This window comes from Paenibacillus sp. Y930, assembly GCF_056786375.1.
Genome location: NZ_JBXCIX010000001.1, coordinates 25,075 through 49,412, shown reverse-complemented (window position 1 = coordinate 49,412; position 24,338 = coordinate 25,075). Strand labels below are relative to the sequence as shown.

The window sequence follows — 24,338 nt, the reverse complement described above, 5'->3', positions numbered from 1 at the left end:
TTGATTCTGGTGTTTACTATGGTAAAAGTAAAGCACCTGTAAAAGTAATACCACCGACAGCAGTTGCTGTACCAGCAAGTGCTAATGCATTTAACGAATAGGTTACATTTCCAGTCCCAGGTGTAAGATCGACATGGTTAAGACTAGTAGTTGCAAATCTGTTATTCCCACTCCCATGTGCATTGATGCTAAAAATAATAGTAGCCCCGCGGAGTATTTGAAACTGGATTATTGAACTCCCAGAAGTATCTTGCCAACCAACAATTCCAGTTAACCAAATACGACTTCCAGCAGTAACTCCTGTAATTGTGATCATTTTTAGTGTAGACGAGACAGCAGTTATTAAGTTTGCAGAACTACCTGTTGTATTGGGGCTGTTTTCAGATACTTGAAATTGTTGGAATAATCCAGTAGCACCTGTGCTTCCTGTTGCGCCCGTAGCACCAGTAACTCCTGTAGCTCCGGTAATTCCAGTTGCTCCAGTAAAACCAGTGACTCCTGTAACTCCGGTAATTCCAGTTGCGCCTGTAACACCAGTGACTCCTGTAACTCCGGTAATTCCAGTTGCGCCAGTAACACCAGTGACTCCTGTAACTCCGGTAATTCCAGTTGCTCCAGTAAATCCAGTAATTCCAGTTGCTCCTGTAACACCAGTACTTCCTGTAATACCTGTGGCACCCGTAGATCCAATATCGCCAGTAGCTCCGGTAACGCCAGTAGCACCAGTACTTCCAGTACTGCCGCTATCTCCTGTTGCGCCTGTAGATCCAACATCGCCAGTAGCTCCGGTACTTCCGGTTGCGCCAGTAATGCCTGTGGCACCGATATCGCCAGTTTCTCCAGTAGCGCCCGTTGGCCCAACATCACCTGCAACACCAGTAACTCCGGTACTGCCGGTTTCTCCGGTAGTGCCTGTTGCACCCGTTGATCCAACATCACCTGTGGCTCCAGTTGCACCAGTATTTCCTGTAGCTCCTGTAACTCCTGTAACTCCGGTAACGCCAGTAGCACCAGTTGCGCCTGTAGATCCAACATCGCCAGTAGTTCCAGTAATTCCAGTAGCTCCGGTACTACCGGTTTCTCCAGTAGCCCCTGTTGCCCCTGTTGATCCAACATCACCTGTGGCTCCGGTAATTCCAGTAGAACCAGTGACTCCAGCAGCACCCGTAGCACCAGTAATGCCTGTGGAACCCGTTGGCCCAACATCACCTGTAACACCAGTGATACCAGTACTTCCGGTACTTCCGGTTTCTCCATTAGCCCCAGTTGGACCTGTTGATCCAACATCGCCTGTGGCTCCGGTAATCCCAGTTGCTCCAGTAAAACCAGTAATACCTGTGGAGCCCGTAGCGCCAGTTGCGCCCGTAGATCCAACATCGCCAGTAGCTCCTGTAATTCCAGTAATTCCAGTAACACCAGTACTTCCGGTATTTCCTGTTGCGCCAGTTTCTCCAGTAGCCCCTGTTACACCCGTTGCACCCGTAGATCCAACATCGCCAGTAGCTCCGGTACTTCCGGTTTCTCCAGTAGAACCAGTGCTTCCTGTAGCTCCAGTAATGCCTGTGGAACCCGTAGCTCCAGTTGACCCAACATCACCTGTAACACCAGTAACTCCGGATACTCCGGTTACTCCAATATCACCAGTAGCTCCGGTAGCGCCAGTTGTGCCTGTAGATCCAACATCACCAGTAGCTCCGGTAGTGCCGGTTGCGCCAGTAATGCCTGTGGCACCGATATCGCCAGTTTCTCCAGTAGCGCCCGTTGGTCCAACATCACCTGTAACACCAGTAACACCAGTAACTCCGGTACTACCGGTTTCTCCAGTAGCCCCTGTTGATCCAACATCGCCAGTAACTCCGGTAATTCCTGTAGCGCCAGTTGGCCCAACATCGCCTGTGGCTCCGGTAATTCCAGTAGAACCAGTGACTCCAGCAGCACCCGTAGCACCAGTAATGCCTGTGGAACCCGTTGGCCCAACATCGCCTGTAACACCAGTAACTCCAGTAACTCCGGTACTACCGGTTTCTCCATTAGCCCCAGTTGGACCTGTTGATCCAACATCGCCTGTGGCTCCGGTAATCCCAGTTGCTCCAGTAACTCCAGTACTTCCGGTTTCTCCAGTAGCCCCTGTTGCACCCGTTGCACCCGTAGATCCAACATCGCCAGTAGCTCCGGTAATTCCATTGGCACCAGTTACACCAGCACTTCCAGTACTACCGGTATTACCTGTTGCGCCAGTGATACCTGTGGTTCCGGTAGCGCCAGTTGCGCCTGTAGATCCAACATCACCAGTAACACCAGTACTTCCAGTATCTCCGGTAGTGCCTGTTACACCCGTTGCACCCGTAGTTCCAACATCGCCAGTAGCTCCGGTACTTCCTGTAGCTCCGGTAACGCCAGTACTGCCAGTTGCTCCAGTAGAACCAGTGCTTCCTGTAGCTCCAGTAGACCCAACATCACCTGTAACACCTGTAACTCCAGTAACTCCGGTAACTCCAATATCACCAGTAGCTCCAGTACTTCCAGTACTACCGGTATCTCCTATTGCGCCAGTAATACCTGTAGCTCCAGTAATGCCTGTGGAACCCGTAGCTCCAGTTTCTCCAGTAGCGCCCGTTGGCCCAACATCACCTGTAACACCTGTGACTCCAGTAACTCCGGTACTGCCGGTTTCTCCGGTAGTGCCTGTTGCACCCGTTGATCCAACATCACCAGTTGCACCAGTATTTCCTGTAGCTCCTGTAACTCCGGTAACTCCTGTAGCTCCGGTAATTCCAGTTGCTCCAGTGACTCCTGTAATTCCAGTTGCGCCTGTAACACCAGCGACTCCTGTAACTCCTGTAGCTCCGGTAATTCCAGTTGCTCCTGTAACACCAGTACTTCCTGTAATACCTGTAATACCTGTAGCACCGATATCGCCAGTTTCTCCAGTAGCGCCCGTTGGTCCAACATCACCTGTAACACCAGTAACTCCGGTACTGCCGGTTTCTCCGGTAGCCCCTGTTGCACCCGTAGATCCAATATCGCCAGTAGCTCCGGTAACACCAGTACTTCCAGTACTGCCGATATCTCCTGTTGCTCCGGTATCTCCTGTTGCGCCCGTTGGCCCAACATCGCCTGTAACACCAATGACTCCTGTAGCTCCGGTTTCTCCGGTAGCACCCGTTGCGCCCGTAGATCCAACATCGCCAGTAGCTCCGGTAATTCCAGTGGCACCAGTTACACCAGCACTTCCAGTACTGCCGGTATTTCCTATTGCGCCAGTAATGCCTGTGGCTCCGGTTTCACCGGTAGCGCCTGTTGCGCCTGTAGATCCAACATCGCCAGTAGCTCCGGTAATTCCAGTTGCACCAGTAATACCGGTATCTCCTGTTGCGCCAGTAATACCTGTAGCTCCAGTAATGCCTGTAGCTCCGGTAGTGCCTGTTGTGCCGGTAACGCCAGTAGCGCCCGTAGATCCAACATCGCCAGTAGCTCCGGTAATTCCAGTTGCACCAGTAACTCCAGTACTACCGGTATTACCTGTTGCTCCGGTAGCGCCAGTAGCGCCCGTAGATCCAACATCGCCAGTAGCTCCGGTATTTCCTGTTGCTCCAGTAACACCAGTACTTCCAGTACTACCGGTATTTCCAGTTGCGCCAGTAGTACCTGTAGCTCCAGTAATGCCTGTGGAACCCGTAGCTCCAGTTGGCCCAACATCACCTGTAACTCCAGTAACTCCAGTAACTCCGGTTTCTCCGGTAGCGCCAGTTGCGCCTGTAGATCCAACATCGCCAGTAGCTCCTGTAATTCCAGTAACACCAGTACTTCCGGTATCTCCTGTTGCGCCTGTAGATCCAACATCGCCTGTGACTCCAGTACTTCCGGTTTCTCCAGTAGCTCCAGTAATGCCTGTGGCACCGATATCGCCAGTTTCTCCAGTAGCGCCTGTTACACCCGTTGCACCCGTAGATCCAACATCACCAGTACTTCCTGTAGCTCCGGTAACGCCAGTACTGCCAGTTTCTCCAGTAGAACCAGTGCTTCCTGTAGCTCCAGTAATGCCGTTGGAACCCGTAGCTCCAGTTGACCCAACATCACCTGTAACACCTGTAACTCCAGTAACTCCGGTTACTCCAATATCACCAGTAGCTCCGGTTTCTCCGGTAGCGCCTGTAGATCCAACATCGCCAGTAGCTCCGGTAATTCCAGTTGCACCAGTAACTCCAGTACTTCCAGTACTACCGGTATCTCCTATTGCGCCAGTACTTCCAGTACTACCGGTATCTCCTATTGCGCCAGTAATACCTGTAGCTCCAGTAATGCCTGTGGAACCCGTATCTCCAGTAGCGCCCGTTGGCCCAACATCACCTGTAACACCAGTAACTCCGGTACTGCCGGTTTCTCCGGTAGCCCCTGTTGCACCTGTTGATCCAACATTGCCAGTAACTCCGGTAATTCCAGTGGCACCAGTAACACCAGTACTTCCAGTACTGCCGGTATTTCCTGTTTCACCGGTAGTGCCTGTTGCGCCCGTTGATCCAACATCACCAGTAGCTCCGGTAATTCCAGTGGCACCAGTTACACCAGCACTTCCAGTACTACCGGTATTACCTGTTGCGCCAGTGATACCTGTGGCTCCGGTTTCACCGGTAGCGCCAGTTGCACCCGTAGATCCAACATCGCCAGTAACTCCGGTAATTCCTGTTGCGCCAGTGATACCTGTGGTTCCGGTAGCGCCAGTTGCGCCTGTAGATCCAACATCACCTGTAACACCAGTGACTCCTGTAGCTCCGGTTTCACCGGTAGCGCCAGTTGCGCCCGTAGATCCAACATCGCCAGTAGCTCCAGTAATTCCAGTAACACCAGTACTTCCGGTTTCTCCAGTAATTCCAGTAACACCAGTACTTCCGGTTTCTCCAGTAGCTCCAGTAATGCCTGTGGAACCCGTAGCTCCAGCTGGCCCAACATCACCAGTAACTCCGGTAATTCCATTGGCACCAGTAACACCAGTACTTCCAGTATCTCCGGTAGTGCCTGTTGCGCCAGTAATGCCTGTGGCACCGATATCGCCAGTTTCTCCAGTAGCCCCTGTTACACCCGTTGCACCCGTAGTTCCAACATCGCCAGTAGCTCCGGTACTTCCTGTAGCTCCGGTAACGCCAGTACTGCCAGTTTCTCCAGTAGAACCAGTGCTTCCTGTAGCTCCAGTAATGCCGTTGGAACCCGTAGCTCCAGTTGACCCAACATCACCTGTAACACCTGTAACTCCAGTAACTCCGGTTACTCCAATATCACCAGTAGCTCCAGTACTTCCAGTACTACCGGTATCTCCTATTGCGCCAGTAATACCTGTAGCTCCAGTAATGCCTGTGGAACCCGTAGCTCCAGTTTCTCCAGTAGCGCCCGTTGGCCCAACATCACCTGTAACACCAGTAACTCCGGTACTGCCGGTTTCTCCGGTAGCCCCTGTGGCACCCGTAGATCCAATATCGCCAGTAGCTCCGGTAACACCAGTAGCACCAGTAGCACCAGTACTTCCAGTACTGCCGATATCTCCTGTTGCGCCCGTTGGCCCAACATTGCCTGTAACACCAATGACTCCTGTAGCTCCGGTTTCACCGGTAGCACCCGTTGCGCCCGTAGATCCAACATCGCCAGTAGCTCCGGTAATTCCAGTGGCACCAGTTACACCAGCACTTCCAGTACTGCCGGTATTTCCTGTTGCGCCAGTAATGCCTGTGGCTCCGGTTTCACCGGTAGCGCCTGTTGCGCCTGTAGATCCAACATCGCCAGTAGCTCCGGTAATTCCAGTTGCACCAGTGATACCGGTATCTCCTGTTGCGCCAGTAATGCCTGTAGCTCCGGTAGTGCCTGTTGTGCCGGTAACGCCAGTAGCGCCCGTAGATCCAACATCGCCAGTAGCTCCGGTATTTCCTGTTGCTCCAGTAACGCCAGTACTTCCAGTACTACCGGTATTTCCAGTTGCGCCAGTAGTACCTGTAGCTCCAGTAATGCCTGTGGAACCCGTAGCTCCAGTTGGCCCAACATCACCTGTAACACCAGTAACTCCGGTAGCGCCAGTTGCGCCTGTAGATCCAACATCGCCAGTAGCTCCGGTAATGCCTGTGGAACCCGTAGCTCCAGTTTCTCCAGTAGCGCCCGTTGGCCCAACATCACCTGTAACACCAGTAACTCCGGTTACTCCAACATCACCAGTAGCTCCGGTAATTCCAGTGGCACCACTAACACCAGTACTGCCGGTATTTCCTGTTTCTCCGGTAGTGCCTGTTTCTCCAATAGAACCAGTGCTTCCGGTAATTCCAGTATCTCCGGTAGCCCCTGTGGCACCTGTTGATCCAACATCACCAGTAGCTCCGGTTTCTCCGGTAGCGCCCGTAGCTCCGGTAACACCAGTACTGCCGGTAGCTCCAGTATCTCCAGTATCTCCAGTAGCACCAGTGACTCCCATAGCTCCGGTATTTCCTATTGCGCCAGTAATGCCTGTGGAACCCGTTTGCCCAACATCACCTGTAACACCAGTAACTCCGGTACTTCCGGTTTCTCCAGTAACACCAGTACTGCCGTTATCTCCTGTTGCGCCAGCTTCTCCAGTAGCCCCTGTTGCACCCGTAGATCCAACATCGCCAGTAGCTCCTGTAATTCCAGTTGCACCAGTGACTCCAGTAGCTCCGGTTTCTCCGGTAGCGCCATTAGCGCCCGTTGATCCAACATAGCCTGTGGCTCCGGTAATTCCAATAGAACCAGTGACTCCTGTATCACCCGTAGCACCAGTAATGCCTGTGGAACCCGTTGACCCAACATCACCTGTAATTCCATTAACTCCAGTGCTTCCTGTAGGTCCAACTTCACCTGTAGTACCGGTTTCTCCAGTAGCTCCTGTAGCACCAGTGCTTCCTGTGACTCCGGTAGGTCCAATTGGAGTTGAAGGTAACTCGATACTAACGATAGCAGAACCTTGTGTAACATTTATATCTAGTGTAGTAGATTCAAATGATAGTGTCTGCCCTAATAGTACTGGTACCGTATCACCTGTAGGACCTTCAACAACTAATATTGTTTGACTAGTGCCAAAATCTCCAGTAGCCCCTGTTGCTCCTCTTGCCCCTTTTTTCCCAGTATACCCCCGAGGTCCTCGTTTACCTTTCTTTATCTTTATAGAGCATTTATTTCCGCTCTTATACCATTTACAAGTACAATATTGGGTCCAATAGATACATGTTTTTTTTCTTTGACTCTTTCGATGATAAGCGGTAAGTTTTTTCTTTCGTTTTTTTACGGTTTTCTGATGCTTGAATTTGAATTTTTGGGTTTTGGATAATTTAGATTTTTTTGTTACACGATGGCTTGATGATATCTTTCTTTTTTTTATAAAGTTATTTATCAACTCATGTCACCTCCATTCTTATAACGTATGAGGTTAAAAGTTCATTGGAATGGACGAATGTACATAGAATTATCTTGGAGATTTGGAATGGGAAAATAAAGAAGATTTGTACTATTCACGCTTGTGATTGAGGTGGGCGAAAAATCAATTTAGAAACCAACCAGATACTTATTATTAAATCTTGAACAGACCTGTACTCAGCAATACTGCTGAGTACAGGTCTGTTTCTTCTAATAGTCATTAAAATAATCTCAATGTTACTTTGTTAGCTCTTTAATCGCTATAACCCGCAATCGAGATGTATCGATCAGCAATTGACCATCGCGAACGAGTTGAGGCACAACCTTTGCTTCAATAGCACGGTATATCAATTCTTTGTCTGCAGCGGAGACATCGTTGAAGAAGTAATTGGCAAACCCATCTAGCCATTTTCTAATACCCAATTCACTCTTGAGTGGAGTTGGCTTATCGAAGTGCTGAGCGAACATAACTCTGAAACCGGTCTGCTCCAACAGGCTAGTGTATTGACCAATAGTGGGTAAATACCATGGATTCCTTCCTTCCCATTCATAACCATGTACCTCCAACTCCTCCTTAATAGCTGAAGTTATTACGGCTACATTACCACTGCCAGCGAATTCTGCTACAAAGCGTCCTCCTCCTCGAAGTGCAAGCCAAATGGATTGAGCAACTGCGGGGGCATTTTGAATCCAGTGTATAGTAGCGTTGGAGAAAACAGCGTCAAAGTTAGTATCAGTAACATATTGAGAGGCATCGTGTACTTGTAGATTAAGTTCTGGATATTTTTCTTTCGCTCGCTTGATTGTGTCTTGCGACATATCAATTCCAGTAGGGATCGCACCACTCGCTGCGATTTGAGCTGTTAAATTCCCATTACCACAGCCCAAATCTAAAATTTGTTCCCCTTTTTTTGGCTGAAGTAAGGACATAATATCTGCTCCGATAGAAGTAATGAAATCTAGTTCATAATTATTTAAACCCACAATGGAATTATGAATTGATTGTTTGCTATTCATTGAATGACTCATTCTCCTTCTTGTCATGACATCCCAGTACTTAAGAATGAATGATTAATAAAGTATATCAGAATATTTGACCTATTACGGATATAACATATCTATAATAGCAATGATAATAGGAACATGTCAATTATGAATCCAACAATAAGCATGTTAAAAAAAGGATATATAATTAAGCTATCGAATAAGCTACTTAGAGTACTATTTCCGAGAGGAGTGATGCATGATGAAAAATATTCAAATCTCAGTGGTTTTAAGAAGGGTTATGAAATATTCGTAGAGGATAAATTCCTCTGCGAAGTAAAATTTGGAGGGGATTTCGTATATTAATTGCATTAAAGCCAGTGTCTATTGAAAATTGGTATGAGTGTACATTGCTTAAAGTTAAACCAGAACAGCTTAATGTCTTTCCTGCACCAGTTGTTTATTGGATTGCAGAATCAAAATATGTTGATGATTTTGAATTACGGGCTATTTATTTGGCTGAGGTTTTAGTCGGATTTATCGTATTTTGTATGAAACCAGACAAAGATGACCACTATTGGATTCCTGCCATGATGATTGATGAAAAGCATCAAGGAAAAGGTTATGGCAAGGCAGCATTGGAAAAGTTGATTGAGTTTATGATTATTTCAAAATGCAATAGAATAATGATTGGACATCGACCAGAAAATCTAATTGCTGGAAAGTTGTATGAATCTGTGGGGTTTCTAAAAGTTAGTGAAGAAGTTATTGACGGTGAAATAATACGTCTTCTTAAAATCGATTAGCAATATCAATTGACTGTTAACACATGTAGGATTATTTATTATGATTCTACAACGAATGGCAGAATGGAAATAAATAAATAAATAAATAAATGAGGAGCGAAATCGGTCTTGTACTAGCTAGCCGATCTCGCTCCTCACTTTTTGCAGAATTATTTATTTTTGCTTATAAATTCATTCGGTACTTCTTCACCATCTGGATTATTGTTTTTAATTTGACTAAGCCGTCCATTTCGGTACTCACCGCCATGAACTTTATTCTGTCTTTGATCATTATTATCAGTAAGTTCATGATCGTTATGAACATAGTTCTTCTCATCTGACATATTGTAAAACTCCTTTCCTGTTACGCATACAATTTAGAATACGCAATCTAGCTTAGATCTATACGGACATCCTGTGTATGTTTAACTTTACCAATGTTGAATCATTCTCTTTCCTCAGTTATCCATTGTTCTAATTCAGGAATCCTATCTGCATATTGTCTGATGACGTTTATCGTTTCTATTACTTGTGCAGTACCCAACCGTTGTTCGACTTCGTCTGTACACTCGATCCATAGTGAACGTTTAAAATTATATTCAAGCCATCCTAATTTTCCTAGAAAACCATTATCAAAGATGTCTTTCCAATTGGCTTCTACAGTTCCATATATACTTTTATAGCCTTCTATAAATGCTACAAATTTTTCTTTATCAATGGTTCCCTCTTCATTTTCAGACCAGTAAATTGCAGTTTCCGTCAGCTCTACCATTGGATGAATGAATCCTGCTGCTTCCCAATCAATAATCGTAGGGCAGTTGTTATCCCACATAATATTTTTGGGATCTAGATCTCTATGACTTAGAATACAATCATTTGCAAGAAGCTTTGCTGTATTATTTGCCCGTTCATTCCACTTATCAAGATCCTCAATGATCACAAGTAGCAGGTTCACCCACTCTGAGTTATGCTCCTGTCCTTTTTGTAGAAAGTATTTCCAAGCTATTTGCTCAACATTATCTGGATAATCATTAACAAGATCTAATTTAGAGTAATCTGCCATATGAATTTCGGCAAGAATGGAACCGATCTGCTCACAATGATCTTTATTGATCTCATGGAGTTTCAAACTTCTACCCTCTATCCATTGAAACAGAAGATAAAATTGACCCTCTATTTCGTGAATGAATTTCCCATGTATTACTAACGCAGGGAGTGCTTTAATTTTCTTAGCTGCTATGTTTGAAATACTTTCAGCATTGTAATAGTTCAGCCTAGCGGCAGGTCTAACCATTATTTGAGGGTTTAATGCTTTAATTGCGTACTTTCCGACTGTCGTTTCAACTGCATACATTCTATGTAAGAGTCCACCTGATATCTGTTCAGGCATACCAGCTATCTCACCCAATTCTAGGGAAGTACACAATTTTTCGAATTGTAAATTATACTGTATTTCACTCATAATAAAATTCCCCCTGGAGCTTTTCTAGTTATCGTATATCTCATATTTCTAATTAAATTCCGAATATTAAAAGTTTCATCTAACCCGAATGTTCTTGTTTGATGAAGATTGTCATCTCTGGCAAGAAGGTATTATAAGGATTAGTTAGTCGAGTACGGAGAGTGAAAGAAGACTACCATCTTCTTTGGAACGTCCATATTTTATCGTGATCGTATCCTTCGGGAATGGGACCTCTAATTCGTAGTAATCGAATGTCTCAGAACTAGTTTCGGCTATTTCCTTACTTTCATAGCCAAACTGAATGCCAGCATTTTTCATCAGCTCTAGCATTTGCTCTAAGCTCGCTCCATCGTACTGCTTTCGTAAGTAATTCGTCCATTCGAGTTCATTCCAATCTGGCGCCTTGACGTCTATATCCTTCAGCTTCATCAACTCCAATATTTCAACAACCTTTTGCCCATCGGCCTCTTGCAATGCTACAACAAGCGCTATATAAGCTCTATTAAGCGTGGGTAAATAATTCAGTTGATTTTTGATGGCAAGGAAATCAAAAATTTCTTCTGCATTATGTTCCTCGTTGAACCAGTAAGTATGGAAATACATTGGATTGACTTCGCTTGATCTCGGAATTAAGTACTCTCCATTATCGGAAACACGGAATACTTTTTGTACACTGAACCTCGTTGGGTATTGGAGTACAAATATATTACTACCATCTCCGCTTACCATTAGTTGGATGGATAAGGGTTCCCGAGCATGTTCACTGCCTTGCATAATTGAAGCGAACCCATTCATGCTGGAGTAGTAAGTCGTACCGTCTTGTGCAGTTTCACGAACAAGTCGATACATGAGCTTACTTTCTCGGGTAAAGGGCTGAACATCTATATGCGTTGAATACCCATCTACAGTTCGAACTTCTTCCATCACATTCCAAGTTATGTTCGCTATACCACGTAATTGCACTGGTTTTTGATCGCTAGACAAGTTTGGAAGCTGAATATCAATGTGATAATCCCCTGATTGCCACTCGTAAACTGTATACTGCTGCTGTGACAAATGAAAAACTTCAGAAAAATTCGTGAAAAAGGAAACACCTGAAAATCGATTTTTACTCCCCCAATCAAAAGCTACTAGAAGTTGGCCTGAGGACACAACAACCCCTACCGTAATTATTACTGGTACGAGCAGTACGGAAATAAATGTAGATAATCGACTACTTTTGACTTCGTGAAATGGCAACTGCGGTACCTGCTCATTATTTTCCTGCAGCTTCGTAATAAGTATTCCCATCAGCCCTCTGAGTAGCATAGTGCCTATTATGGCGAAAGCTACTAGCGGGATCACATAACCAAACGATGAAGTTAATGATTTCGTTAAGCTTATAAACAATGTGCAGATCAACGCCAAAATTGCTAACGGTAGCAATTTTCCAAAAGAACGGCGGAACACTCGTGGTGCTTTGGATAGTGCTTCACCGAATGATATGTGCTGCAGTACGATCAAATAAGGCGTGAGCGAGTAAAACATTAATGCAATGATTAAAATAACTCCTAGCGGAAAAAACATGATAGCTAGAAAAAATGTTATGATTCCCATCAGTAAATGAAACAGTGACCATGCCAGCATTCCTTTGAAAAACTTACGTCCACATGCGAACAAAGGAACAGAGGTTTCTTGCATTACCGCTGCTTTTAGACCGCCAAGATACATGCCGCGGACAAAGCTTTGCATGACAATCATCACTGCACACATAAGAAAGGATAGCACTCCCCATGATACTGCTCCAGGCTGCAGATGTGTATATGGAACTTTCAAGTCTGAGAGCGTCGGCATATATAATGGGATTGTTGCATTAAAACCGCTTGATTGTACGGCATGTTCTACCGACGATATTGTTGCTTCAAAGACCGGAAATGCAGTAAAACCGAAATAGATGCCAAGTACGACAAAGGCTGTAGTAAGCACTTCGAATGCTATAACTAGCATGATCAATCGAAAGTTCGCCATTGTTGCCTCCTTATCAAGTTTTTATTGCGACTCGACCTCAGTAGTATCTATTTTGTAAGTTTGAAAAAATTGCTCAATAAAGTTAACTACTACTACTTCATTTGCGAATATGCATTGTAAGTGATCTTCCTCTAAGTCCAAAAGAGCAGTTCCTGTGAAAAGGTTAAGTAGCGTCTCATAATACAAAGGAGATCGTGTTCCAATTAATTTGGAAAGCTGTGCAATTTCAAATCCTAATTGTTCAACCGTTACGTTCATGCCTAGCTGCTCAAAAATATGATCATATTGCATAGAGTTTGTCGGTAGCTCGGGGTTTTCTGCTGTAAAGTATTGATCGCTATAGGAACGAATGAGATTCGAATAATCCTCAGCTTGAATACTTCCTAGTAAATCTTCATAATAATCTCGTTGCTCACATGCAATGCCGAAGGTACGCGTTTCACTACTCCAGTCCTTATACAGTTGTGAGCTCAATACTTTAGTCATAACTTCTTCTACCGCTAATTCTTCCTTCAAATATGTACGTGCTAAACTTGTGATTGCTTGAGACAATTCCCAATCTCGTTGAAATATTTGATCGTTCACAATTCGCCTCCATAATTTTCCTTAACTGTATAGACGAAAATCATCAAATATTGTTGCACTTTTATCCTTCAAACCTTCTACAATCTCGGTCTACCATGATGGTTATCATGTATTTGAAGTAACAAAAAGACCACCGCTAAAGGTGGCCTTCGATGATTCGAAGTGGAACATATATGATTTTACATCTACTGATTTGTATTCATTGGCGCCAAGTCTGTTAATTTAGTAGTTTTGAGATGCAGCTCCATCTTCATCTCCGCTTCCTTCATAACGGCTTGAATCGAACATTCGTCGCTATGAACAAAGTTACATTCAAATAAGGATGCTGTACCTTCTATCGCGTGGATAATATCCAAAAATGTAATATCGTCTTTTTTACGTAATAATCGGTAGCCGCCATTAGCTCCAGAAACCGATTCGATCATTCCTGCTTTCACGAGTCTCGTTAATATTTTGGACAGATAAGTTGGTGAAACACCTTGTGTTTCAGCTAATTGCTGGACACCTACTAGCTTAACTGGAGAATCGTCAACGAGTAATAGCATCGTGTGTAGTGCGTAATTTGTCGCTTTTGTAAATTTCATCAGGTCACCTCAATCAAAGACTTATTGTATCCATAATATCCTTACCATCGCTGAAGTGTCAAGGTAGATCATTACATTAAACTATGACCTACCTATCGACTTAATTAACTAGCAATGACCAAATATCATCAAAGAGCAAGGATCTTCGTAGCCACATTCTCACAAAACTCTCTATCATGCTCGACAAACAGAATCGTTGGTGCATATTCTAGCAGTAACGATTCGATTTGCATACGTGAAATAACATCAATGAAATTAAGTGGTTCATCCCATACCAGCAAATGAGCCTGCTCGCTAATACTTTTGGCAATGAGCACTTTCTTCTTCTGTCCCCCGCTAAATGTGGAAATATCTTTTTCAAATTGAACTCTCGAAAAATCCAGCTTTCTTAGCATCGCTTTGAAGATACTTTCATCGATGCCGTTGTCTGCAGCAAAGTTAGATAAATTCCCTTTAAGATGGGATGTGTCCTGTGATACGTACGATATTTTCAACTGATTATCTGTCTTGAAGCTACCAGTATAGTGAATGCCCTCACCGCAAATAAGCTTGATAATACTTGATTTTCCCGAACCATTAATACCCGAAAGTGCAATTCGCTCACCTTGCTCAATCGTAAAACTAATATCGGAGCATACCATCTTCTCATCATAATAAATTGAAACGTGATCAAGTTCGGCAAGCCGGTGTTTATGAAATGTAAGATGCGATAGTTCAAGACTTTCAGAGTTCTCAATATTTTTTAGCAGTTTGGACTTTTCTCCGATCGCAGAATGCTGTCTTTGCTCGATTGATTTGGAGCGTTTCATCATTTTCGCAGCTTTGTGACCAACATAGCCTTTATCTACTTTTAAGCCCGAATTTCTTGTGCCGTTTTTGGTTTTCTCTACCTCGTGTGACCAATCGCCCGTTCGTTTCGCTGATTGGGATAAGCGGTTAATATCTCTTCTAAGCTTTTCATTCTCTGCGAGCTCGAAGTTATCTTGTCTCGACTTATTTTCCCACCAACTTGAAAAATTACCTTTTTGAATTTCGATATTTGTTTTATTGATTGAAAGGATATGGTCTACGCAGTTATCAAGAAACGATCGATCGTGTGACACTAATATATATCCGCGTTTTGTATTGAGATAATGACTAACGAGCTTTCTCGCATTCATATCAAGATGATTCGTTGGTTCATCGATTAATAGGAAGCTATTTTCCTTAATAAATAAAGTAGCCAATAATATTTTCGTCTGCTCACCATTAGATAATGAAGCAAATGGTCGATACAGAACATCTTCAGCAACTTGTAGCAAAGAAAGCTCACGCATTAATTTCCAATGCACATAGTCAGGAAAGATATCGTTAATAACGTCGATTGTATCATTTTGCTTGTTATCAACTGGGAATGGGAAATATTGAAAGTCAACCTGTGCCGAAATCGTTCCACTATACTCATATAGTCCTTGCAGCAGACCGAGAAATGTTGTTTTACCTCGCCCGTTCCTACCTGTAAACCCTAATTTCCAATCCGTATCGATTTGAAAGCTTACATTCTCAAATATATTATCATAGCTACCTTCATAGGCAAACGTTAAGTTTGTAACATTAATTAATGACATAAACTAATCCTCCTGTATAAAAATAAAAGAGCTACAAGAAAGTTAGCTCTCTTGTAGCTCAAATAAATACAGTTAAACTAACCCAAAATAGAGTTAGAGTAGGATATATTGTTTGAGTGAAAAGATGTAGCAACTTTCTTGCATATAAAAATAAAACATACGAAAATAAGCATTCATAGTTTTATTAATTTATATTTCTACAAGAAATTGTACATGCTTCTTTTCAACCCCAATCACTAATTTGAAAATATCATATCATACTTATTTTGGAAGATCAATATATTCACTTTACTTACTTCGCGATTAGCTGCTGTAAATGCTCTAGTGAAACGCGTTGAATGAATTTCTTAAACTTCTCTTTCCCTTTGGCGTGCTCACTATAATAATGAATAAGTGCCATAACAATGGGAACAAGCTGCTCTTCCCGCAATCCTGATATAAGTGATTGAGCAAGCGAGGCTTTGAGTCCTTTCGGTTCGCCACCTACGAAAATTTCATACGTATTACGCATTTTCACGACGCTAATATCTTTCAATAAAGGCTCACTCGTTCCAAGTGCACAGCCAGCATAACCTATTTTAATCGGCATCGGCGTTATAATACCTGCGATCGATGCATTTAATGTTTTTGCTACGTCAAGGCCAGCTTCCTCAGCGCCCTTACAAAAATTACAAGCGATTAAGCTTTTGGTTACAAATCCTGCGGGATATAATTCTAAGCCTGCCTGTTCCAGCTTTTCAGTAATGAGTTCTCGCTCGTCTAAGGGAAGCTCCACATAAAGTTGCCCAAAAGGCGTCATCTCAATACTTGAATTTGCACCTACTACAGCACCAATTGTCGTAAGCTGCTCTGCTGTAAAAAGACTTCCACCGACCTGGATTGGTGGACTTATTGCTACTTTTATCGTTTCTAACATCGCAGTTCTCCTCTAGTTGAAAGACATATACTATTTCACATCAACAACGAAGGGAACGGTAAACACTTCTCCATCCTGCGGAAAGGATAACGACATGACCGACATCACCTAAATATTGTTCTAAGTTGTCGATCGCCGTCTTAGTTGTAGCATCTAAGAAGGTGAATGTTAACGATACGTATTCCTTCGACTTAGTACTACTTAGAGATAGCTCAATTTCCTTGTCACTTACTTCTTTCACTAACTGCTTGTTAGGGGGAAGTATCCCTACAAATTAACTGCGTATTTTCACACGCTGTAGACGAAGCGCATTAAGAACAACAGAAACTGAACTTAATGCCATCGCTGCACCTGCTACCCATGGCGCCAATAGACCGATTGCTGCAATTGGAATACCAAGTGTGTTGTAACCGAGTGCCCAGAAAAGATTTTGCTTAATATTAGCCATCGTTTTACGACTCATATAGATTGCATCGGGTATGCTCGCAAGATCACCACGCATTAATGTAACATCGGCAGCTTCCATTGCGACGTCTGTACCTGTACCGATCGCCATTCCGATGTCAGCTGTTGCTAATGCTGGTGCATCGTTAATGCCATCTCCGACCATTGCCACCTTTTTACCTTGAGCTTGTAATTTCTTCACTTCTTCCGCTTTACCTTCAGGCAGAACTTCAGCCAGTACATGATCGATCCCAACTTGAGCGGCAATTGCCTTAGCCGTCCGCTGGTTATCACCCGTAATCATGATGACTTGAATACCCATTTCCTTCAAACGGCTAACAGCAGCCTGTGAAGTCTCTTTAATCGTATCTGCTACTGCTACCATACCCATATATTTGTTATCGATAGCAACAAGCATCGCTGTTTTTCCGGATTCTTCTAATGTAGACATTGTGTTATAAGCATGCTTTGCGTCGACAGCGAATTTTTCCAATAGTCTTCTTGTACCGATAAGCAACTCTTTACCTTCGACTGTAGCTTTAATCCCGTATCCTGGAATGGCTTCAAAGGATTCTGTTTTTGGAAGTTCAATATTTCTTTCCATAATGCCTGCCACAATAGCTTCTGCAAGAGGATGCTCTGAGTTTTTCTCGGCTGCACCTACAAGTTGAAGAAACTCGGTTTCGTTACCTTCAACTATTACGTCGGTAAGCTCAGGCTTACCTTTAGTTACTGTGCCTGTTTTATCTAGAATAATCACATCAATTTTATGCGTTTGTTCTAAATGCTCGCCGCCTTTAAATAGAATGCCTAGCTCTGCAGCACGTCCAGAACCTGCCATAATAGATGTTGGTGTCGCTAGACCTAACGCACATGGACAAGCAATAACTAGAATTGCAATTGCTTTTTCCAATGCTCCTGCGAAATCACCAGGTGTGACAACGAAGTACCATACTAAGAATGCAATGACGGCAATTGCGACAACGATAGGAACGAAAATCCCCGAGATAACGTCGGCTACCCTTTGTATTGGAGCTTTAGAGCCTTGGGCTTCTTCCACAACTTTAATAATTTGTGCAAGGGCAGTTTCTTTACCTACCTTCGTTGCTCTAATACGAAGCATACCGTTTTTATTAATTGTCGCGCCAATAACGGAATCTCCAGCTTTCTTCTCAACAGGAAGACTTTCGCCCGTCAGCATAGATTCATCTACGGAAGACATGCCTTCTAATACTTCACCGTCGACAGGCACTTTATTACCTGGTCGAACGAGTACAATATCGCCAGCGATAACTTCTTCGACAGAAATCGTTATTTCTTGACCGTCACGAACTACTAATGCGGTCTTCGCTTGTAAACCCATCAATGATTTGATCGCTTCAGACGTTCTACCTTTTGCTAACGATTCAAATAATTTACCCATTAATACTAATGTAATAAGTACCGCACTCGTCTCATAATACATCGCTGGACCGTGGTGAATGTTGCCGCCCTCGACTGCCCAAGCAATCGTAAGATATAGACTGTAAAAATAGGCTGCAGATGTACCAAGCGCAACTAAAACATCCATGTTGGCACTACCGTTACGAAGTGCTTTATACGCTCCGATGTAAAATTGTCTACCTATATAAAACTGAACTGGAGTTGCCAATACCAATTGGAACCATGGATTCATAAAGAGATCGGGCAGCCATATCCAAGTGGTGAATGAAAAGTGACTGACCATCGCCCATAGCAACGGAAAGGATAATAACGCAGAAACTAATAGTCTTCGTTTTTGTTTAGATAATTCTTTCGCTCTTCGCTGCGAAGGATCTCCTTGTTCTTGCTTGAGAACGGCTTTGTATCCAAGCTTTTCAACTCGTTGCTGCATATCAGTAACCGAGATGTCAATAGGATTATATTCGACATGGGCGGTTTCCATAGCAAAGTTAACATTAGCCGTTGTTATACCTGGCAGCTTGTTCAAAGTTTTCTCGATTTTCAAAGCGCAAGCCGCACAGGTCATACCTTCTAGTTGTAATTCAATCGTTTCTTTAGCAGTACTATAACCAAGCTTCTGAATACTATCTTCCATTTTACTCACGTCTACTTTAGTTGGGTCGAAAGTGATTGTTGCTCTTTCTATTGCAAAGTTTACGTTAGCTTCAGTTACACCTTCGAGTTTGTTCAATCCTTTTTCAATACGGTTAGCACAAGCGGCACAGGTCATCCCTGTAATTTGTAAGGAGGTTTGTTCTTTTCCCGCTCCAGTAGTTGTCATGATATGAACACCTCACTTCTTTTAGATATCGTATCCTTGTTCTTCAATTGCTTCTTTGATGTTATCTAAAGTAAGCTTGTTTTCATCAAATTGTATTGTAACAGTTTTAGCACTAAGATCGACAGTTCCGGTTGCTCCTAGCTCTTGCAGGGCACCTTCAATTGATTTAACACAGTGACCACAAGACATACCCTCTACGTTTAATACTATATTTTTCATAACTCATTTCTCCTCTTATTGTAAATTTCATTCGTAACCATTATTTACATGGAATACGATATGTAAACTCTCTCGATAATATTAGTATACCCCCCTACCCTATATTAGTCAATATAATTAAAGCAAAAAAGGATTCAATGTTGAATCCTCTTTATTCATTATTTAATTAATTTTTGGATCGTAACTAATAGCTCATCAATAACTTCGTCTTCGCCTTCTTGAATGCGTTCTATAACACAGCTTTTCATATGATGCTCTAGTAGCAGCTTACCTACGCCGTTCAAAGCAGATTGGACAGAAGCGATTTGATTGAGCACATTATCGCAATACGTGTCTTTTTCGATTAACCCTTTCAGTCCTCTTACTTGACCTTCAATTCTATTGAGTCGGCTTATTAAGTTCTTTTTTGTTTTATCAGAGTGATGACTTTTCCGATCATCTGATGAACATGATTCGTGCTCATGAGTTACATTTTCCATAAACCGCTCACTCCTTTAGATTGCATTATAATATACTATAGTCCCCCTATACTATATAAAGCAAGCAACAAAAAAGAACTCTCGTATTGGAGAGCTCTTTCTCGATATTACTAGTTGATTCAACAAAACATAATAGCATTTTTTCCAGTAATCGCTTAATTTAAACGATACGTATGCTAATCAAGTTCGTCGGCATTGTCATCATATTCAACATCATAATGACTCAACATCTCTATGAAAGATAAATAATGGTTGCTCATACCTTATCGTGCGAAATAAGCAAATAAGATTATGTTAAATTGGGGAGTAGCTTTTCATAAATAATGAAACCATCTGTTTCACCCATGTAGTTATAACCACATTGCTTATAAAAGTTATTAAGCTTTTCATTATGGGCAATGCAATCTAGTTTAATTCGATCCCTTCCAGTAAAATGGATGCCATGATCGATCCACGACAATATATGTGAACCTAATCCTTTACTAGAGTACTCGCGATTGACGATAAAGCGATGCAAGTATACGGCATCGTTCTTACTTGTAGCTATTTCTCCCCAAAGTTTCCGATCCCATTCACTTGGATGATGTTGCAAAATGACTGAACCAGCTAAAGCATGCTCTCCTGCTTTTCGAAAAACAATCACTTCGCCATTGGCTATTGCGTTGGCCAGATATTGGTCATCTTGCTCATTAGGCAGACTATTCCATTGTGTTGAGCCTATACTTTTCAACCAGTTTACTGTATGTTCAATCAAAACGCGAATCGCGTTCATATCTTCAATAGTAGCCTTAAAAGCATAAATGTCTTCGTTTATAGACTGATTTTTTATTTGTAAACTTGTCATGCTACACCTCTCATGTCGTTTAATAACTCAAAAATAATCCGAAAAATATGGATGCTCTTGTCTAATCAATTTTTCAAGTATTTCGATCGAAGCTTCATCCGCTTTAATTCGTCCAATTCGCGCTAAGTAAGTTGGACGTTTATAGCCCATCATCATCGTAGTTAATGTGGGAACATCAATAATGAATGAAGGATTCACGCCTCCTTCATGTAGGCTACCCTTACCAGTAGTATCTACTGTCAAAGTAAAGGTGCCTTGATTCCATTCCAACATAGGGTCGTGCAAAGTGAATGTTAGCTCGTATACTTGATTAAGACTCCGAAAAGGGTATTGTTCAACAAATAATTTGACGTCTACAATCCGAGCCATATAGTAAGGAGCTATCTTTTCCTTAATATCCCCGTCATCTAAAATAAAGGATAAAGGTTCATTTTTGTAGATATCACCTTTGACTAGTTTTATCATAGAAAAATGAGCACTAATAAAATTCCATAACCCAGTACGCGCCTCTTCTATAATGTATACCATTTCTTTAATATAAAATATTTCTTCAGCTACCCAATATAACAAATAGCCCACAGGTAAATTATTATCATCATAATAGATGGCTACCGTCATATCATCTAAATCCCAACGTAAATATTCTTCCCAAGCTAAATTGTTGCGAAGCATTGCTCCATGGTGTGATAAAGCAAACTGTTCATATATCAATTTAATATCTGGATGGTCAATCGTAACCCTTTCTACGCTTCCTGGAACGTATTTCGTCTTGGGTAACTGAGTATCAGGAACTTCAAAAGATATTTTATCAGTAATGATTTCCCAGCCTTTTCTCCTGTAATAAGGAATGGAGTATGGATAAAGAAATGAAATCGATTGCTTATGTTCCTTCATTTTTGTTAAAGCATGAAGCATCAGTTTATTCATTAAGCCCAGATTCGCATATTCAGGATAAGTACCAACACCAGTAATCCCCGCCATCTCATAAATATGTCCGAAAATATTTACTTGAAATGGGTAAATGGCTAACTGAGAAATTAATTTATCTCTATCGAACCAACCTAATACTTCTGCATGCTTGAGCACTGCTAATTTGGCTTGAGTAATTTCTCTATTTTCCCAACCAAAGGTTTGTAAATCACGATTGGTTACTTGAAACACATAGCGTAATAAATCGTTAAATTGCTCCCCATGTTTAGTTTCAACATTTCCTAATCTGAGTCTGTCCTGTAATTTACTACGACTCATCATCATGCCCTCCGATTCATTGTGAGTGAGTTATTTCCGGCCGTAATCAGCTTTAATCTGACCCCATTCTTTCGTATTCCATTTCATCACTTTGGTGTCATACTTATTATTCTGCAACCAAGCTATGGCACGATCAACTAATTCCCATATTTCTTGTGTAGAAGCATCTCGAACTAATGTAGACGAAACGTTTTTTTTCTTCACCCAATTAATTGCATTAACCGAGTCGCTATATATATTTCTTGAGCTTCCGATCTTTTTAAGATAAGCAAGCGCATGGACAATTGCAAGAAACTCACCAAGATTGTTCGTACCTTTCGATATCGGACCAACCGAGAAAATAATTTCACTATTACGTGTATCGACTCCTTTGTACTCGACTGGGCCTGGATTTCCACTTGTGCCAACATCTACAGAAATCGCATCGTAATCAATTTCACCGGCGCTTGGACTAAGTGAACTGGTCTTGGCAGTTGCTTTCGTACTTGGATTGGCACTTCCTTGCCCCCAATGCATCTCCCACCCGTCTTTGAATGCTTTGGTTGCCGCATCCTTTGAATCATATGCTTTATATTTCGCACCGTACACTTTAAGGACTTGCTGCTGACATTCTGGCCAACTCATATATATTCCAGGCTTTTTCCCGCTCCACACGACATAATATTTTTGCTTTGCCATAATTGAAAACTCCTATCTACTGTATAACAGTATCTTCTATTGTAATGCTCACTTTATAACCTGAAAACTTTCTCATATTGATAACGGCATGTTCAAAGATAAAATAATTTCCCTTTATGCCAATAAGTCGATCGTTAATGATTGGAGTTTTTGTTAATGTTTAGTCTAAGCACTCCAAGTCACTTTGATAATAATTTCTTATTTAATAATAACGCATTAACTGAAAAATAAATACAACCTCTACTAGTGTAGAGGCTGTAGCTTGGTCAATTAGCTATTCATAAAACTTCTTATTGTGGGCTATCTTGCTTTTTCGTAATAACGACACGTGAATTCCCCATCATAAAGACGAATATAACTGCTGCGGCGATTGGGATGATAGCGAGTAAGAAAATATGTGCAATCGAGCTGGACATCGCATCGACAATCTTTTCGAGAATAGGTGCGGGTATCGTTTCGCGTACACTCGGCTCGAAAATTTGTCTTGTGTCACCAATATTGGACATTGCTGCATCAGCATTACCGCCCATATCTTGGAAACCCTCTGTTAGCTGCTTCGTGAATACTTTGTTTTGAATCGTACCAAAGATCGTAATTCCCATCGTCATCCCAAGTGTACGAAGGAAAGCATTCGTAGAGTTGGCCGTTCCCCGATAGCGAGGCTCCAAATTATGCTGTGAAGCAGTTGGTAGTAATGAGAAGGAGAAGCCCATGCCGAACCCGACGATAACCATAAATAGCGTTAATAACATTCTTGATGTGTCTGGTGTAAGCGTGCTAAGCAGCGACATTCCCGCCAGGTAAGATACTACAGATAGAATCATTAAGTTACGATAGCTTGTTTTCGTAGAGAATATACCACCTATCGAGCTACCTACAACAGAGCCTAGCATCATCGGCGTTAGAAACAGTCCAGCACTCGTTGCCGAACCACCGAACACTGCTTGAATAAAGATCGGAATATAGACGGTCAATATAATAAATGTACCGCCGTATAAGAATGCCAATATTTGCGATGAAGCAAATAAACGACGCTTAAATAAGAAGAATGGTAAAATTGGTTCTTCTGCTCGTAATTCTACAAAGAAAAATACAATAAAGAAGAGCGCAAAGCTCGCAAATAAAGCAATAATCGGTGTTGAATTCCAGTCGTATTTATTACCGCCTAGCTCTAAGGCAAACATGAGACTGACTACCGCGATAACAAGTGTTGATGCCCCCCACCAATCGATCTTTTGCTTCGTATGAATCGGGGTTTCGATATAATTTTTCAAAATAAGGATTAATGCAATGATACCGAGCGGAACATTGATGTAAAATACCCACTCCCAGCCGATAGAGTCTGTAATATAAGCACCAAGTAAAGGTCCCACTAGACTTGCCAAACCGAACACGGCTCCTAGCAGGCCAACCATCTTCCCTCGTCTCTCCGGTGGGAAGATATCGAAAATGATCGTAAATGCTATTGGCATTAACGCACCGCCACCAATACCTTGGATCGCACGGTAAATGCTTAGCTGTTCTATCGTTTGAGCTAAGCCACAAAGAGCTGAACCGATGAGAAATACCGTTAATCCAAACACGAAAAATCTTTTCCGTCCGTACATATCTGATAATTTACCGAAAATCGGCATGCCGGCCATCGTTGTAACCATATAAGCTGATGTTACCCAGACAAATTTTTCTACGCCACCAAGTTGCGACACAATCGTTCCCATTGCCGTTGCAACAATCGTATTGTCAATGGCTGACATGAATATAGCAAGCAATAAGCCTGCCAAAACTAATGTAATATTGCTCTTTTTCAGTTCCACTAGTTAACCCCT

At 42.5% G+C, this 24,338-nt stretch carries 18 protein-coding genes and 1 pseudogene; 1 reads left to right on the top strand and 18 read right to left on the bottom strand.

The features are described 5' to 3' along the window. Window positions 1-16: 16 nt before the first annotated feature. Window positions 17-7,387, bottom strand: coding sequence for a beta strand repeat-containing protein (locus AC1TO5_RS00305; protein WP_482060796.1), 7,371 nt, complete (start codon window positions 7,385-7,387; stop codon window positions 17-19). Between the two features lie 257 nt (window positions 7,388-7,644). Continuing rightward, the gene (locus AC1TO5_RS00300; RefSeq protein WP_482060795.1) at window positions 7,645-8,424 is read right to left on the bottom strand and encodes a class I SAM-dependent methyltransferase; all 780 of its coding nucleotides are present in this window, start codon (window positions 8,422-8,424) and stop codon (window positions 7,645-7,647) included. Window positions 8,425-8,801: 377 nt separating this feature from the next. Here AC1TO5_RS00300 and AC1TO5_RS00295 point away from each other — a divergent pair, with 377 nt between their 5' ends. Beyond that, on the top strand, window positions 8,802-9,197 hold the full coding sequence (locus tag AC1TO5_RS00295) for a GNAT family N-acetyltransferase (protein WP_482060794.1): 396 nt from the start codon (window positions 8,802-8,804) through the stop codon (window positions 9,195-9,197). A 149-nt stretch (window positions 9,198-9,346) separates the two neighbouring features. Here AC1TO5_RS00295 and AC1TO5_RS00290 read toward each other — a convergent pair whose 3' ends face one another. The 16 genes and pseudogenes from AC1TO5_RS00290 to AC1TO5_RS00215 all read right to left on the bottom strand — a co-directional run bounded on the left by AC1TO5_RS00290 (window position 9,347) and on the right by AC1TO5_RS00215 (window position 24,326). Further along, entirely contained in the window at window positions 9,347-9,520 is a 174-nt protein-coding gene (locus tag AC1TO5_RS00290) for a hypothetical protein (protein WP_482060793.1), read from the bottom strand. Window positions 9,521-9,621: 101 nt separating this feature from the next. Then, entirely contained in the window at window positions 9,622-10,638 is a 1,017-nt protein-coding gene (locus tag AC1TO5_RS00285; protein WP_482060792.1) for a phosphotransferase, read from the bottom strand. A 144-nt stretch (window positions 10,639-10,782) separates the two neighbouring features. Further along, entirely contained in the window at window positions 10,783-12,645 is a 1,863-nt protein-coding gene (locus tag AC1TO5_RS00280) for a hypothetical protein (RefSeq protein ID WP_482060791.1), read from the bottom strand. A 21-nt stretch (window positions 12,646-12,666) separates the two neighbouring features. Then, entirely contained in the window at window positions 12,667-13,230 is a 564-nt protein-coding gene (locus AC1TO5_RS00275; RefSeq protein WP_482060790.1) for a hypothetical protein, read from the bottom strand. A gap of 185 nt (window positions 13,231-13,415) precedes the next feature. Beyond that, window positions 13,416-13,814 (bottom strand): Rrf2 family transcriptional regulator, encoded by a 399-nt coding sequence (locus AC1TO5_RS00270; RefSeq protein WP_482060789.1) that lies wholly within the window; start codon window positions 13,812-13,814, stop codon window positions 13,416-13,418. Between the two features lie 128 nt (window positions 13,815-13,942). After that, on the bottom strand, window positions 13,943-15,421 hold the full coding sequence (locus AC1TO5_RS00265) for an Lsa family ABC-F type ribosomal protection protein (protein WP_482060788.1): 1,479 nt from the start codon (window positions 15,419-15,421) through the stop codon (window positions 13,943-13,945). A 292-nt stretch (window positions 15,422-15,713) separates the two neighbouring features. Next, window positions 15,714-16,337, bottom strand: a complete 624-nt coding sequence (locus AC1TO5_RS00260; RefSeq protein WP_482060787.1) for a nitrite reductase — start codon at window positions 16,335-16,337, stop codon at window positions 15,714-15,716. Window positions 16,338-16,377: 40 nt separating this feature from the next. Then, on the bottom strand, window positions 16,378-16,578 hold the full coding sequence (locus tag AC1TO5_RS00255; RefSeq protein WP_482060786.1) for a hypothetical protein: 201 nt from the start codon (window positions 16,576-16,578) through the stop codon (window positions 16,378-16,380). A 33-nt stretch (window positions 16,579-16,611) separates the two neighbouring features. Then, the gene (locus AC1TO5_RS00250) at window positions 16,612-19,044 is read right to left on the bottom strand and encodes a heavy metal translocating P-type ATPase (RefSeq protein ID WP_482060785.1); all 2,433 of its coding nucleotides are present in this window, start codon (window positions 19,042-19,044) and stop codon (window positions 16,612-16,614) included. 21 nt (window positions 19,045-19,065) lie between these two features. Further along, window positions 19,066-19,263: a copper ion binding protein gene (locus AC1TO5_RS00245; protein WP_482060784.1), complete on the bottom strand. Its 198-nt coding sequence runs from the start codon at window positions 19,261-19,263 to the stop codon at window positions 19,066-19,068. A 158-nt stretch (window positions 19,264-19,421) separates the two neighbouring features. Beyond that, the gene (locus AC1TO5_RS00240) at window positions 19,422-19,742 is read right to left on the bottom strand and encodes a metal-sensitive transcriptional regulator (RefSeq protein ID WP_482060783.1); all 321 of its coding nucleotides are present in this window, start codon (window positions 19,740-19,742) and stop codon (window positions 19,422-19,424) included. Window positions 19,743-20,031: 289 nt separating this feature from the next. Further along, the gene (locus AC1TO5_RS00235) at window positions 20,032-20,586 is read right to left on the bottom strand and encodes a GNAT family N-acetyltransferase (protein ID WP_482060782.1); all 555 of its coding nucleotides are present in this window, start codon (window positions 20,584-20,586) and stop codon (window positions 20,032-20,034) included. Between the two features lie 27 nt (window positions 20,587-20,613). After that, entirely contained in the window at window positions 20,614-21,834 is a 1,221-nt protein-coding gene (locus AC1TO5_RS00230) for a GNAT family N-acetyltransferase (RefSeq protein WP_482061784.1), read from the bottom strand. Window positions 21,835-21,864: 30 nt separating this feature from the next. Beyond that, window positions 21,865-22,512, bottom strand: coding sequence for a ribonuclease H (gene rnhA / locus AC1TO5_RS00225; RefSeq protein ID WP_482060781.1), 648 nt, complete (start codon window positions 22,510-22,512; stop codon window positions 21,865-21,867). 16 nt (window positions 22,513-22,528) lie between these two features. Next, window positions 22,529-22,657 (bottom strand): annotated as a pseudogene (locus AC1TO5_RS00220) (DUF2797 domain-containing protein); the annotation flags it as partial. A 145-nt stretch (window positions 22,658-22,802) separates the two neighbouring features. Beyond that, window positions 22,803-24,326 carry an MDR family MFS transporter gene (locus AC1TO5_RS00215; RefSeq protein WP_482060780.1) on the bottom strand — a complete coding sequence of 508 codons (1,524 nt, stop codon included), beginning with the start codon at window positions 24,324-24,326 and terminating at the stop codon, window positions 22,803-22,805. Window positions 24,327-24,338 lie beyond the last annotated feature (12 nt).